This is a genomic window from Nostoc linckia z4, from assembly GCF_002608075.1.
In the GTDB taxonomy this organism is placed as follows: Bacteria; Cyanobacteriota; Cyanobacteriia; order Cyanobacteriales; family Nostocaceae; genus Nostoc; species Nostoc linckia.
The window spans coordinates 12,056-26,517 of the sequence record NZ_LAHA01000066.1 but is presented as its reverse complement, the minus strand read 5'-3'; the positions used below and the strand labels follow the sequence as shown (position 1 = coordinate 26,517).

At 39.0% G+C, this 14,462-nt stretch carries 11 protein-coding genes; 6 read left to right on the top strand and 5 right to left on the bottom strand.

Going from position 1 to position 14,462, the window contains the following annotated elements; genetic code table 11:
* Positions 1–56: 56 nt before the first annotated feature.
* Positions 57–899: a hypothetical protein gene (locus VF06_RS32680; protein ID WP_099071605.1), complete on the bottom strand. Its 843-nt coding sequence runs from the start codon at positions 897–899 to the stop codon at positions 57–59.
* A gap of 394 nt (positions 900–1,293) precedes the next feature.
* Here VF06_RS32680 and gloB point away from each other — a divergent pair, with 394 nt between their 5' ends.
* From gloB to VF06_RS32665, 3 genes are all read left to right on the top strand, one after another.
* Positions 1,294–2,067 (top strand): hydroxyacylglutathione hydrolase, encoded by a 774-nt coding sequence (gene gloB / locus VF06_RS32675; RefSeq protein WP_099071604.1) that lies wholly within the window; start codon positions 1,294–1,296, stop codon positions 2,065–2,067.
* Positions 2,068–2,315: 248 nt separating this feature from the next.
* Positions 2,316–2,774: a 50S ribosomal protein L9 gene (rplI, locus tag VF06_RS32670; RefSeq protein ID WP_099071603.1), complete on the top strand. Its 459-nt coding sequence runs from the start codon at positions 2,316–2,318 to the stop codon at positions 2,772–2,774.
* A 194-nt stretch (positions 2,775–2,968) separates the two neighbouring features.
* The gene (locus tag VF06_RS32665; protein WP_099071602.1) at positions 2,969–5,635 is read left to right on the top strand and encodes a replicative DNA helicase; all 2,667 of its coding nucleotides are present in this window, start codon (positions 2,969–2,971) and stop codon (positions 5,633–5,635) included.
* A gap of 1 nt (position 5,636) precedes the next feature.
* On the opposite strand, the gene VF06_RS41595 is transcribed toward VF06_RS32665, so the two are convergent.
* From VF06_RS41595 to VF06_RS32655, 3 genes are all read right to left on the bottom strand, one after another.
* Positions 5,637–5,813, bottom strand: coding sequence for a hypothetical protein (locus VF06_RS41595; RefSeq protein ID WP_180267577.1), 177 nt, complete (start codon positions 5,811–5,813; stop codon positions 5,637–5,639).
* Positions 5,814–5,822: 9 nt separating this feature from the next.
* Positions 5,823–6,344 carry an FKBP-type peptidyl-prolyl cis-trans isomerase gene (locus tag VF06_RS32660; RefSeq protein WP_099071601.1) on the bottom strand — a complete coding sequence of 174 codons (522 nt, stop codon included), beginning with the start codon at positions 6,342–6,344 and terminating at the stop codon, positions 5,823–5,825.
* Between the two features lie 78 nt (positions 6,345–6,422).
* Positions 6,423–6,746, bottom strand: a complete 324-nt coding sequence (locus VF06_RS32655) for a phasin family protein (protein WP_099071600.1) — start codon at positions 6,744–6,746, stop codon at positions 6,423–6,425.
* A 548-nt stretch (positions 6,747–7,294) separates the two neighbouring features.
* Between VF06_RS32655 and VF06_RS32650 the strand changes: the two genes are divergently transcribed.
* From VF06_RS32650 to VF06_RS32640, 3 genes are read left to right on the top strand one after another with little or no spacing between them, the layout of a single operon-like run.
* The gene (locus VF06_RS32650) at positions 7,295–8,131 is read left to right on the top strand and encodes a transcription factor RcaD (RefSeq protein WP_099071619.1); all 837 of its coding nucleotides are present in this window, start codon (positions 7,295–7,297) and stop codon (positions 8,129–8,131) included.
* A gap of 54 nt (positions 8,132–8,185) precedes the next feature.
* Entirely contained in the window at positions 8,186–10,285 is a 2,100-nt protein-coding gene (locus tag VF06_RS32645; RefSeq protein ID WP_099071599.1) for a P-loop NTPase family protein, read from the top strand.
* 29 nt (positions 10,286–10,314) lie between these two features.
* Positions 10,315–12,873 (top strand): DNA translocase FtsK, encoded by a 2,559-nt coding sequence (locus VF06_RS32640; protein WP_099071598.1) that lies wholly within the window; start codon positions 10,315–10,317, stop codon positions 12,871–12,873.
* A gap of 137 nt (positions 12,874–13,010) precedes the next feature.
* Here VF06_RS32640 and VF06_RS32635 read toward each other — a convergent pair whose 3' ends face one another.
* Positions 13,011–14,459: an ATP-binding protein gene (locus VF06_RS32635; protein ID WP_099071597.1), complete on the bottom strand. Its 1,449-nt coding sequence runs from the start codon at positions 14,457–14,459 to the stop codon at positions 13,011–13,013.
* Between the last annotated feature and the right edge of the window lie 3 nt (positions 14,460–14,462).

Sequence of the window (14,462 nt, the reverse complement as noted above, 5' to 3'; positions counted from 1 at the left end):
ATTCAAGAGTCAGAATTCTAAATTCTGAATTCTGAATTCTGAATTCTGACTCCTTTTTATTTAGTGCGCCAGGGATTTGTAACTTGATTCGGTAAAAATACTTTAGCTAATCTATCAAAAATCCTGGTGTATAACGAACGGGTAACATTTTTAGCGTACTGCGGTCGATAAGGATAGGTACAATGAAGTACTTTAATTTCATCCTCAACTTTATATGCATCCTGCCATTTGCTGAGATAATTATAGGTAGGTGGTAGTATTTTCATGTGGGGACGGACAGATGCGATCGCCGAAGCAAAAGCCCCTTGATCTTTTAAAAGCAATTTATCTTGGTTATTTTTGACAATTTCAAAATAATATTGAAATTTATCAAAAAATATCTGGTTAATTTCTGTTTTGCGAAAAGCTATAAAACCGCCATTATACTGGACGCTATCTACTTGCAAAGGTAAGCCCACAGATTGCAGAATTGGTAAGACATGGGGTAAAAGTTCTTCCTGTTTGCCACGCAATAAATTTGTGGCTTTAACAATAGCAGGTTGCACATCTTCAGTTAACAAGAAATCGTATTCATCCATATACTCAAATACGTCGTTGATATCGGAAAGCAAACAAATATCTGAGTCTAGGTAAATAGTTTTATCAAATTCCGAAGCATCATACAAAGCTAATTTTGCTTGCCTTGAGGCTAAAACAGTATTTTCATTCGTTGGTACAGGCTTTAAAATTACATTTTTGAAAGCCTTTAGCAAAGGATAAAGAACTGGTGGAACTTGGTCAATTAAAATAATTATTGGTTCCTGATGAAACTTTCTCACCGCAGCTAAGAAATGAATACAATCTTGAAAAGGGTAAAGCCCAGTTAAAATTGTAATAAATCCTCTAGTTTCTTTTGGCATAATGTGAATAAATAATTGTTATTTAGTTTGTGGCTATGTCAGTCAAATTTTCTCTAAATTACTTGATAACTCAATATGATAAAAGAGAGATTGATGAAATTTTACCTGGAAAGTTTATTAATTTTAAGAACCAAAAATAATCAATTAAATCTAGCTTTGTGTTTGTAGATTTTCCCAGAGAAATTTTACTGATTAATTCATCCGAAGTTGACTTTATTTAAGTATAATTACCGTAAAAGCACGGTTGTATATTATCATAGTTAAAGTTGCACTAGACCAATGACAAATCAAGTATAAATACTCGAACTAACCGATGCAGGTAGCATTATTACTGAGTTAAATGTAGGATTGCTACTCAATACTAAACATTGATGTTGTAAGGGAGATAGAGCTAATGCAGGTAATTCGTCTGGAAGCACTCTCAGACAACTATATATTTTTGTTACACGATTCCAAACAAAACATCGCTGCTGTTGTCGATCCAGCACAAGCACAACCAGTATTAAAGAAACTTGGAGAATTAAAAGCAGAATTGGTGGCTATTTTCAATACACACCACCATAACGACCATGTAGGCGGTAATAAGCGATTAATGGAACAATTCCCCCAATTAATAGTTTATGGGGGAGCCGAGGATCGTGGTAGAATTCCCGGACAACAGGTGTTTTTGCAAGAAGGCGATGGCGTGCAATTTGCAGAACGCACAGCTGAAGTCATCTTCGTTCCCGGACATACCCGCGCTCACATCGTTTATTACTTTCCCCCCGAAAATCCTGGCGAAACGGGCGAATTATTTTGTGGCGACACCTTATTTTCTGGAGGTTGCGGTAAATTATTTGAAGGAACGCCGACACAAATGGTGGAATCTTTAAGCAAAATTCGTTCGCTACCGGATGATACACGCGTCTGGTGCGCCCACGAATACACCCTCAGAAATTTGAAATTTGCTTTAAATCTCGATGGCGACAACACCGACTTACAACAGTACTTCGAGCAAGTCCAAGCTTATCGGAATCGAGGAGAAGCCACCGTACCCTCACTTTTAGGAGTCGAGAAACGCATCAATCCTTTTCTAGGCTGGGATCGCCCATCGTTACAATCAGCAGTTAATAGAAGGGATGCAGTGCAAACCTTTGCACGTATCCGGGAAATGAGGGATAACTTTTAGTTATTGGGCATGGGGCAGAGGGGCGGAGGGACAGAGGGTAAAAACTCATCTCCCCATCTCCCCATTTCCCCATCTCCCTTATCTCGCTATGCCCCATGCCCCAATACTTCAACTTTCTCAGGAGAATAGTTGCGATCGCCCCCTGCGTTTCGCTAGGATCTGTAAGCTTTAGGGTATTGGCGAAGCCGCTCTTAATACAGCACGGCGAAAGCCAAATTAATCATATCTTACAGGAAAAACGAAAAACGATGGCGAAACGCGTGCAGTTAGTTTTAAATCAGGATATCAGTAAACTGGGAAAATCTGGTGACTTAGTGGAAGTAGCTCCTGGCTACGCTCGTAATTATCTGCTTCCTCAAAAATTGGCTATCCATGCCACTCCTGGTATTCTCAAGCAAGTAGAACGCCGTCGGGAACAAGAACGTCAACGGCAATTAGAACTCAAGCAACAAGCTCTTGAGCAAAAAGCAGCTCTAGAAAAAGTTGGCAGCTTAACAATTGCTAAGCAAGTTGGTGAAAACGAAGCTATTTTCGGTACAGTTACCACCCAAGATGTTGTAGATGCAATTAAAGCAGCCACCGGTCAAGAAGTAGACCGTCGCGGTATCACTATTCCTGATATTAACCACCTTGGTACTTATAAAGCTGAAATCAAGCTGTTTTCGGAAGTAACAGCACAAATTGATATTCAAGTCGTGGCTAGCTAAATTAGGCAGGGGGATGTAGCTTTAGCTTCTCTTTGGGAGACGCTAGCGCGAACCCGCAGGGTGGGAGATAGGGGAGACATGGGAGACAAGGAAGATAAGGAGAATAATTCTTAACTCCTAACTCCTAACTCCTAACTCCTAACTTATAACTTCCCACTCCCAACTAGCTTTCTTCTCAACACTAAAATCGTTTTATGGCTGAAGAACTAAGTTTTAAAGGCGATGGTAGCGAACGCTTACCACCCCAAAATATCGAGGCGGAAGAAGCGATTTTGGGGGGGATTTTGCTAGATCCAGAAGCGATTAGTCGAGTGAGCGATCGCTTAGTTGCCGAAGCATTTTATATTAGCGCTCACAAAGATATTTATCAAGCAGCAGTCAGACTCCACACACAAGGCAAACCCACAGACTTACTTTCGGTTACAAGTTGGTTAACTGACCACGATTTACTCGCTCGCATTGGTGGTAGAAATAAATTAGCAACTTTAGTAGACCGCACAGTTTCAGCTGTGAACATTGACGCCTTAGCAGGGTTGGTGATGGAAAAATACCTGCGGCGACAATTAATTAAAGCTGGTAATGAAATTGTGCATCTTGGTTACGAAACAGAAACCGAATTACCAATAATTTTAGACCAAGCCGAACAGAAAGTTTTCGGCGTTACTCAAGAGCGTCCGCAATCAGGTTTAGTTCATATTGCTGATACTTTAATTAATAATTTCCAGGATATTGAAGAGAGAAATCAAGGCGTTGCCTTACCTGGAATTCCCTGTGGATTTTATGATTTAGATGCCTTAACCAGCGGCTTTCAGCGTTCCGATTTGATTATTGTTGCTGCTAGGCCTGCAATGGGAAAGACAAGCTTTTCGATGAATATTGCACAATATATTGCCAATTACGAAGTTAATATCAAGGGTGATAATAATATTGACCAGAGGAAAAAATTACCAGTTGCTGTTTTTAGTTTGGAAATGTCTAAAGAACAGCTGACACAACGTCTATTAGCTAGCGAGGCACAAATTGAAAGTGCTTATCTACGGACTGGACGCCTTAGCCAAACACAATGGGAACCTTTAAGCCGTGCTATTGGTACTCTTTCTGAAATGGCAATTTATATTGACGATACGCCGAATATTACTGTTACACAAATGCGTAGTCAAGCAAGGCGACTGCAAGCAGAACAAGGATTACTAGGTTTGATTGTTATAGATTACTTGCAATTAATGGAAGGTGCAGGTGATAATCGCGTACAAGAATTGTCAAAAATTACGCGTCAACTCAAAGGTTTAGCCCGTGAATTATCTGTACCGGTTATTGCTTTATCTCAGTTGAGCCGAGGAGTAGAAGCACGTACTAATAAACGCCCGATGTTGTCAGATTTGAGAGAATCTGGTTGTTTGACAGGTGATAGCCTAGTGACCTTAGCAGATAGTGGTTTACAAGTACCAATTAGGGAATTAGTAGGCAAATCTGGTTTTGCTGTTTGGGCGTTGAATCAAGCGACAATGCAGTTAGAAAAGGCAATTGTTAGTAATGCCTTTTCTACAGGGGTGAAGCCTGTATTTACCTTAAAAACTCGATTGGGTCGAAAAATTTGTGCCACAGCTAATCACAAATTTCTAACAATTAATGGTTGGTGCAGACTAGATGAATTAAGTCCTAGACAACATATTTGTTTACCAAGACATTTACCCAGTCATGGTAAACAAACTATGACTTATGCTGAGGTTGCATTATTAGGCCATTTAATTGGCGACGGTTGTACATTGCCACGTCATGCCATACAGTACACTACCAGAGAGATAGATTTAGCCGAGAATGTTGCTTTTTTGGCAAAAGAAGTTTTTGGAGATTCAATTGTTCCAAGAATTTCGCCGGAACGTGGCTGGTATCAAGTTTATTTGTCTGCAACACAACGCCTAACTCATAGTGTGAGAAATCCAGTAGCCAAATGGTTAGACTCCCTTGGTGTTTTTGGTTTAAGGTCTTACGAAAAATTTGTTCCTCAAGAATTGTTCTCACAACCAATAGAGTTAATAGCTTGTTTTCTCAGACATATTTGGAGTACAGATGGATGTATCAAGTTGGTTGCAGGTAAAAGGTTAAGACCTATTGCATATTACGCAACCAGTAGCTATAGACTAGCTTTTGATGTACAAACACTTTTGTTAAGGCTTGGTATTAATGCAAAACTCAAGATAGTTCCTCAATTGGGCAAAGGTAGAAACCAGTATCATGTAAAAATCACTGGTAAACCTGACCTGGAGTTATTTATTCTTCATGTTGGAGCAGTGGGAGAATACAAGCTAGGTTCACTCCAACAGATTTTTGAACACCTTGAAAACTGTATTCACAATACTAATAGAGATATAATTCCCAAAGATGTGTGGAAAAAACATGTTGTACCTGCAATGCAAGCTGTTGGATTGACAACAAGGGCATTACATTCCGACATTGGAACATCCTATTGTGGCTCTACGCTTTACAAAGTAAATTTGAGTCGAGAAAGAGCTTTGAAAGTTGCTGAGGTCGTTCAATCAAATGAGTTGTTTGCTCTTGCCAAAAGTGATGTTTATTGGGATGAAATAGTTTCAATTGAATATAGCGGCGAGGAAGAAGTGTTTGACCTCACCGTTCCTAATTTGCATAATTTTATTGCAAATAACATCATTGTTCACAATTCAATTGAACAAGACGCAGATTTAGTAATCATGCTTTATAGGGATGAATACTACTCTCCAGATACACCCGATCGCGGTATTGCAGAAGTGATAATAGCTAAACACCGCAACGGCCCTACAGGTACAGTAAAACTTTTATTTAATCCACAGTTTACCAAGTTTCAAAATCTCAAACTTTGAATTAGGCATTGGGAATTGGGCATTGGGCATTGGGAATTGGGCATTGGGCATTGGGCATTGGGCATTGGGCATTGGGCATTGGGCATTGGGCATAAGTCAATAATCGATAGTTCTTCTTCCCCTGCTTCCCCTGCTTCCCCTGCTTCCCCTGCTTCCCCTGCCTGCTTCCATGCCCCATGCCCAATTTTTACTTAACTCCTAGCAATTCCACATCAAACAGCAGCGTAGCGTTGGGTGGAATTACGCCACCAGCACCACGAGAACCATAACCTAACTCTGGCGGGATGATTAACTTACGGCGACCGCCTACTTTCATGGTGCTAAGTCCTTCGTCCCAACCTTTGATTACTTGTCCGACACCGATTTTAAATTTGAAAGGTTGACCGCGATCGCGGGAACTATCAAACTTAGTACCATCTTCTAAAGTGCCGATATAGTGAACCTCTACTGTTTGTCCGCGTTCAGGAGTCGCCCCAGTCCCCTCTTTTAATTCGACGTATTTTAATCCAGAGGGGGTGGTTACGACATTAGCATCAGACATAGTATCGCTCGCAATTAAGATATTGTTTTCAGTTAAAATTGTGGGCGCTGGGGGTGTTGAGGTTATCTGGTCAGCAATGGCAGTATTCTGTTTACTGCCCACTTGCCCCACAAATAAAACCACAACAAACACCGCAATGAACGCCACACTCAGGAAAATTGCTTTCAAAATCAGTTCTCCCTACTTAGGTAGCCTGGTCAAAACATTACCAACAGAACACATTTAGTTTAAATCACAAAGGGCAACCTAGCGCCAAAGCTTATTTTCTAAATCGCGCACTTGACGTTCTAAACGATCAATTCTACCCCGAAGTTCGTCTACTTCTGACTGGCGAGCCACTCCTAAATCTTGCATCATATTTCGCATTTGTCGTTGCATTTGGGCGTCCCAGTTTCCTTGCTCTGATTTTAACTGCTGGGCAATATCATCTATAACCGCCTTGGCTTGTTCGGGATTGAGCTTACCATCCTTTACCAAATCATCACTGACTTGCCGCAATTTTTCTGCAACTAAAGACGTTGTGCCAAGACCCACCATCATTAGTTGTTGCAACCAGTTGTTGCTGTCCATACTCCGTATCCTCTTAAATTGATTTCAAACACCCGACCTTAGCTCCTGAGTGTAGGCGATCGAGCTATGCTGGAAGCGTAACTCTAGCCTACAACTCTATTCTGGCAAATTAGCGAACGCAGGCATCAAAGGACGTGGTTATAGAACTCCTCAAATTTAAAGTTGCCCCTAATTTACAGGAAAATTTTATCTACAAAGATGCAGAAATTTGGACAACAGCCAATACGGTTCGGATAAGCAGTATGAACCTCCCTTGTGGTCTGGGAAAAGGTTAAGGGGTAAGGGGTAAAAGATGTATTTGAAACCTTTCCCCTTTCCCCTTTCCCCTTTCCCCTTTCCCCTTTCCCCTTTCCCCTTTCCCCTTTCCCCTTCCCCTTTTCCCGACTTATGCAAGAAGTCTAATATTAGTATTCAGCTAGATGCTGGTTGTAATACATTATTTAACAACCTGTAGTCATTCATACTAATTGTAGTTAGGATGAAGAATGTGTAAATTTTTATCTTCTAGCTACGGTATTGCTGATTCACATACAGGTAAAACTACTGGCATGGAAACTAACGAGTTAAAGTTTGTCTTGAAGTTATTGGGATTTAAGGATTATCGAGCAGAACTCAAGGCCTTTGATGCTTTTAAAGCTGAGAGAAATAAAATTTGTAAAGCATTGGGCGATCGCGAGCTGGTAGACTATACCCGCGAGATTACCACAGTTAAAATTTCACCCCCTGGTCAAGCTGTACTTAAAGATCCAGCCCAAGTACCCATTGCAGATAAAGAACTCAAGGTACTAGAGCAAATTGCTAAAGCTTCAGGTAAAATCGCTCCCAGCAAAATCACTTCAGCAAAAAAAGCTGCGGAACGAGATGCGATATTACAGGTGTTGAGCGATCGGGGTTTGATTGAAGTTGAAAGAGGAATTAAAAAAACTAAAGCTGAAGTTTGGCTAACTCAAAGAGCAATTGAGTATTTACGGGATGATTACATTCCCAACAAAGGCTCTAACCCCGTCCTCAGCTTAGAATTGCTGGGTAATTACCTACGCTTTTTACGAAAAACTCTGCGGGTGAAGCCTGAACCAGTTTCTCCTCCACCACCTCCCATCAATTCCGCTGATAAAGAAATCAGTGATGAAGAAATTTTACAAATTATTGAGAAATTAGACCGAGAATTGGGTACTGACAATTATTTGCCTATTTTCCATCTGCGGGAAAAATTACAACCGCCATTCTCACGGGATGAATTAGATAAAGCTTTATATCGTTTGCAAGCAAGCGATCGAATTGATTTGAGTTCCTTATTAGATCCGACACCCTACACTCCAGAACAAATTGATGCTGGAATTTTACAAAAGGTGGGTGGTTCGCTGTTCTTTATCACTGTGAACTAACAATACACACAGTTTTTCATCAAAATTAAGTTTGCTCAATTATCCGAATTAATTATGGCATCTATCAACGATATTATTAAACGCGAGGTTAACCCGTTTGACCTAGTAAATTTGAAGACGGGTAATTTTTGGGGTCAAAATCAAGAATTAGAGTCTGTGGTCGAGTCAATTCATCAAGAGGCAATAACAGAAATTGAAGGATTTCTCGATTTAGTAACTAAAGATAATTGTAGTCGTACTGTTTTACTTGTAGGTGATGCTGGTTCTGGCAAAAGCTATCTTTTAAGTAGACTAAAACGCACCTTTAACTCAAAAGCCTTTTTTGCTTATATAGGGCCTTGGGTTGAGAACGATTATATGTGGCGTCATCTGCTACGTAATACAGTTGATAGTTTAATTCAAGTACCAGAAAGACAGGAAGAGTCTCAGTTAATACTCTGGCTGAAAAATTTATCTGTTTTCACAAAAACCAATCTGAAAAAACAGCTTTTTAATGATAGTTTTTGGCAATTATTATTAGGCGATCGCCAAAAATTTGTTAACCATCTTAAAAAGACTTATTTGAAAGCAGGTATTTACAATCCTGATGTTTTTTTTGGTGTGTTACACGACCTCACAGATCCAGAACTTTACCCTATAGCCTGTGAATGGTTAAGAGGAGATAATTTAAGCGAAGAATCAATGCAAGCTTTGAGACTTAGACACTGCATTGATGCAGAAGACGCAGCGAAGAATATTTTGGCTAATTTTGGTAAAATTTCTACTGCGACTCAACCCATTGTTTTATGCTTTGACCAAGTTGAAACCTTGCCAAATTGGACTTCTAATCCTCAACCTTTATTTAATATAAATACTACTATCCATAGCGAAAATCTCAAAAACTTTCTAATTATTATCAGTATAGTCACCAATGCTTATAAGCAAAGTTATCGTTCCATTCAACAGTCAGACAAAGCCAGAATCGAACGATTAGTATCACTAAAACCCATTAATTTGAATCAAGCAGAAGCACTTTGGACTTACCGATTACAAAGTATACATCAAGAAGCTAATCCTAAGCCTGATTTACCTATTTTTCCCTTAAATAGACAATTGTTAGAGGAAAATTTTCCTGGTGGTAAAACTATGCCAAGAACTGCGTTTATTGTTGGCAGGTTAGAGTATCAACAATATAAACTTTCTCTATTGAAAGAAATTGTAGTAGTTAATATACCACCAAAGACGCCAAAAAAGTCAGAAGGTCAACAAGGACTAATAGATATTAAAATAGTAAAAAATGACCTTACCTCAAATATTAGCGATCGACAAAAAGAACAAGCTGAATTTGAATTAATCTGGCAGCAAGAATATAAAAAAATTCAGGATAAGCTAGTTAAAATATCTCTTTTAGCAGCACCTGACCTCATACGAATGGTGCAAGAAACTTTAGAGGCATTACAAGTACAGGCAATTAAACCTAAACTCATCAGTGGCACTTATGCCAGCTATTCCTTAAGTTATCAATCGCCATCTAAGCGAGAAAATATAGGAATAGTGTGGACAGAAGATGCTAATATGAATAGTTTTTATAACGTGATGAATGCTTGTCAAAAAGCTATTCAACAAAATGTTTGTCAAAGGCTTTATTTAATTAGAATTGGAAGTATAGGAAATGCAAAACTCGCTGGATATAAAATCTATAGTCAAATTTTCACTGGTACTAACCATATTCACATCAAACCAAATCTTGCTTCAGTTCACTATTTAGCGACATACCATAGCTTAGTTAATTCTGCACAGGCTCAGGAATTAGTTGTTGGTGGTCAAGCTATTACTTTACCAGGATTACAATCTTTAATACGTGAGTCAAAAATTTTAGAACAATGTACTTTATTACAGAATTTAGGAATTATTACTAAACAAGAACCTAAAAAAGATAATTTAAATAAAACTAAAGATTTGCGACCAGTCAAAGATTTCTTGTTGAATCTAGTAAAAACCCAAGGTTATATGGGAGTGCCTACTTTAATTTCACAAGGAGTTAGTCAATTTTCTTACGTGGAAGAAAGTGAAACTCAACATTTAATTGATTTATTATGCCAGGAAAAGAAAGTAAAAATTATTAACCCTAAATCTAAGTTGGAAGACCAGTTAATCCGTTTACTCACTAACTAAATAGATTAGCTTTGATATAATATTAGCCAATGCACTACCTAACACAAGCTGCTGAAATACAGACACAAATTGCAAAATTCACCTTGGCTAAAGTGCTATGGCTGGATACAGAAGTAGCTAATTGGAATACTCCATATCCTAAACTCTCATTAATTCAGATATTAGCAGAACCTACAGACTCTACAGGAAAGTTTGCTTATATTTTTGATGTGTTGAATAAACCTGATTTGATTGCACTCTTTATTCAGCAAATCATGGTTAATTCTCAAATTGAGAAGGTATTTCATAATGCAAGTTTTGATTTAAAGTACTTGGGTGAAAAATCAGCACAAAATATTACCTGTACCCTGAAGCTAGCAAGAAAGATTACCCTCAAAAAGTTACAAACATCGAATTTAAAGCTGAAAACTTTAGCAGCGGAACTTTGTCAATTTTCTCATGTCGATTCAGAAGAAGGTAGAAGTGACTGGGGGAAGCGTCCTCTGAGTGAGAAGCAGCTACATTATGCGGCTATGGATACAGTTTATTTGGCTGCTGTTCATCGCCGTTTATTAGAAATTGATAGCCCTAATTTTGTAACTAATATTTTTAATATTATGCCTGATGATTCAAAAAATATATCTTTAACAGCTACTAAAGTCAGAGTTGCGTTTGAATGTCCTCGGCTATTTTATTTACATCAAAAATTTGGCGGTAATACTTTATTTATACCACAAAATAATCAAATTGGTATTGGGAATAGTTTTCATAATTTGGCTGATAGTTTTATTAAGTTAGCTGTTAGTGAATCAAGATTTACAGAAATATTCAAAACTAGTACATCTCAATTAAACATAGAGGAAATTGCCTCTCTTCTGCAACAGCTTTTTTATGAAATTAAATTTTCTACTTATTTAGAAAAAGCTATTGAACAAGATGCAAGTGCAGCGCAACCACTGTACAAAGTTTGGCAAGGATTACAAGGATTAATCAGACGCTTTGCAGAATTACTTGTTATCAATCGGCGTTATTGTAGCGCAGAAGAAGTTATTCCCAACACTTTTGTTTCTCAAGAACGTAAGCTTGAGCATTATTTTCAACTACCCGATCGCACACAACAAAGGGTAGGAGGAGAATTTGATTGTTTGGTGTATAATTTTGAAGTTAAGCGTTTGTGTGTACTTGAATTTAAAACTTATCAACCAGTAGATCCATCAGCACAATTGGCTCAAGTTGCTCTTTATAGTTATATGCTTTGGCATCAAAAAAAGGTAGCGGTTGATTCGGCTGTTTATTGTGTTTTGCCAGAATTTAAAGAGTATCAATATTCTTGGGAACAGCTAGAAAATAACGTGCATCAGTTGATTCCCTATAAATTACACCAGATGCAACAATGGTTAAGTTGGGAACCACCTCATCCTAATTCGCCACCGCGAACAACTCAGCCTTATCTGTGTGAAATTTGTCCGCAAGAACAAAAATGTCAGACTTTTTTTGTTTCGCCTAGTTTATCATTTAAAGATAAGAATAATGGCGGAAAAGATGTCCAGCCCACAAGAACAAATTCTGTTAATGCTGATGCGATTGGTGAAGAGTTGGTTACTACTTTGCAATCATTTGGTATTAGTGTAGATTATCATGGTGCTGCTGTTGGGCCGGCTTTTATTCGGGTGAAACTTAAGCCTCATTTAGGTGTGAAAGTTAATGCACTTTTGAAATTGTCAGCAGATTTACAAGTGCAGATGGGGTTAGCAAATCCGCCGTTAATTGCGCCGCAAGCTGGTTATGTTAGTGTTGATTTACCTCGTCCAAATCGGCAAATTGCGAGTTTTGAAGAGTATGTTCAGCCGCAGTTTTTACCTCCAACAGTACCTATAAAAATTGCGATCGGGTTGAATATTGAAGGAGAATTGGTAGAGGCTGATTTATCTGATGCAAATACTTGTCATTTTTTAGTTGGTGGTACAACTGGTAGTGGAAAGAGTGAATTTTTGCGATCGCTCCTCCTCAGTCTCCTGAATCGTCATTCCCCAGAATATCTAAAAATCGCCCTAGTTGACCCCAAGCGAGTCACATTTCCAGAGTTTGAGAAAATGCCTTGGTTATATTCGCCAGTTGTTAAAGATGGTGCAAGCGCCATCGAACTAATGGATGAGTTAGTCGCAGAGATGGAATCGCGTTATCACCACTTTGAAAAAGCTGGTTGTGCTGATTTAAGTACTTACAATCAACGCTCTGCAAAGATTTTACCTCGTATTGTCTGCATTTTCGATGAATATGCCGACTTTATGGCAGAAAAAGAAATCCGCACATCACTAGAACAAAGTATTAAACGACTCGGAGCAATGGCACGCGCCGCAGGAATTCATCTCATTATTGCCACTCAACGTCCAGAAGCCAAAGTTGTTACACCAATAATTCGCTCAAACTTACCAGGAAGAGTGGCTTTGCGTACCGCCAGTGAAGCAGACTCAGCTATAGTCTTGGGAGGAAAACAAACAGCAGCAGCTTATTTACTGGGTAAAGGTGATTTACTCTACCAAATAGGCGCTCAAATGCACCGCTTACAAAGCTTATTTGTTAAAAATATTCAACTGCCATCAATATAGAAGATATGGCAGGGAACAAATAGGCAATAGGGGTGATTGTTGACTGTTGAGAGATATTGCTGTTTACGCTGCTTGATTGAATCAAAAATGGATAAAGTCGAGCTAAGTATGTGTAGGGTGTTTTGTGGCCAAGCACTCTAGAGACGATTGTCGGACTTTGAAGTTTTAACGTTTAGTGGCAAATACACAGTAAACACTGCTCCCTGATTAGGGGTATTACTAGCTATAATTGCACCTTGGTGAGCTTCAATAATTCGCTTAGAAATTGCTAACCCCAGACCATTACCACTACCTTTGCGTGCTGGATCTGTGGTATAAAATTGCTCAAAAATTCGAGGTAAATCGCTTTCTTTTATACCTTTTCCCTGGTCTTGAATTTGAATAATAGCTTGTTTACCTTGGCTATATCCAGAAATTAATATTTGAGAGTTTGGTGGTGAGTATTTAATTGCATTATTTAACAAATTAAGAATAGCCTGTAATAGCCTTTCTGCATCGCCCTGGATGGTTAAGTTTTCTACATTTACCTGTGTAGAAATCTTCAGAGTTCGCATTTGTGGTTCGACTGCATTAACAGCACGATTAATCAATCCATGCAGGGAGATGCTTTGCTTTTCTAGTTGAGTAACTCCTGCTTCCAAACGCCCTAAATCCAGTAAGTCATGAATTAATTGTGATAAACGCTTGGTTTCACTTTCGATAGTTTGGAAAAAGCGATCGCGCAATTCTGGTTCATCATACGCTCCTCCTTTGAGTGCGTCTACTGTCACCTGAACGTTACTGATAGGGGTACGCAATTCGTGGGAGACATTGGCTAAAAATACTCTCCGCTCTTGGTCTAGGGAAGCTAAACGCTCGCTCATCCGGTTTAATTCCCTTGATAATCGATCTAACTCATTGTTTTCATGGATAATTAGCTTATCGCCAAAATGACCGCTACCCAAACGAATGGCAAAGTTTTGCATCATCTCAATTGGTTTTGAGAGACTGCGAGCAAACCGACTGCTAATTAAGGCACACAGGAAAATCGTTACTCCTAGCGTTCCTAAAATACTCCAAATCACCTTCACAAACTGTCGCTTAATCTGCTCTAAAGTCATAGACATGCGGATTACGCCTAGCAATTGACCGTTACGCTCAATGGGTCTAGCTATGTAGAGGCGATCGTCCTTTGATAAAACACCTTTAGCAATCCCTTGTTTTACATGATTTTGTAAGGCTTCCTGCATACCAGGAACTTCAGACCAATCTTGAACCCGGCTGTCTAATTTGGGGTCGGAAGTGGCTAATAGAAGACCTTGTTGATTAAAAACACGTAGCGTTACAGTTTGTGGTGCGCCATAACGTTCCACTAGCTTTCTGACGTGGAGAATATTTTTTTCTTCTAGTCCATCTGCAACACTTTCACTTAACGCACTCGTCCAATTATCCAGATCTATTTGTCGCGATCGCATAAAGTAATCATAGAACGACCACAGGATATAACCTGCCATCAACGACGTTCCCAAAGCTGTGAGCATCAAGTATGTAGCTAACAACTTTGTATAAATAGTATTGAATTTAATCCGAGGTATCCAGCTTCTCATGAA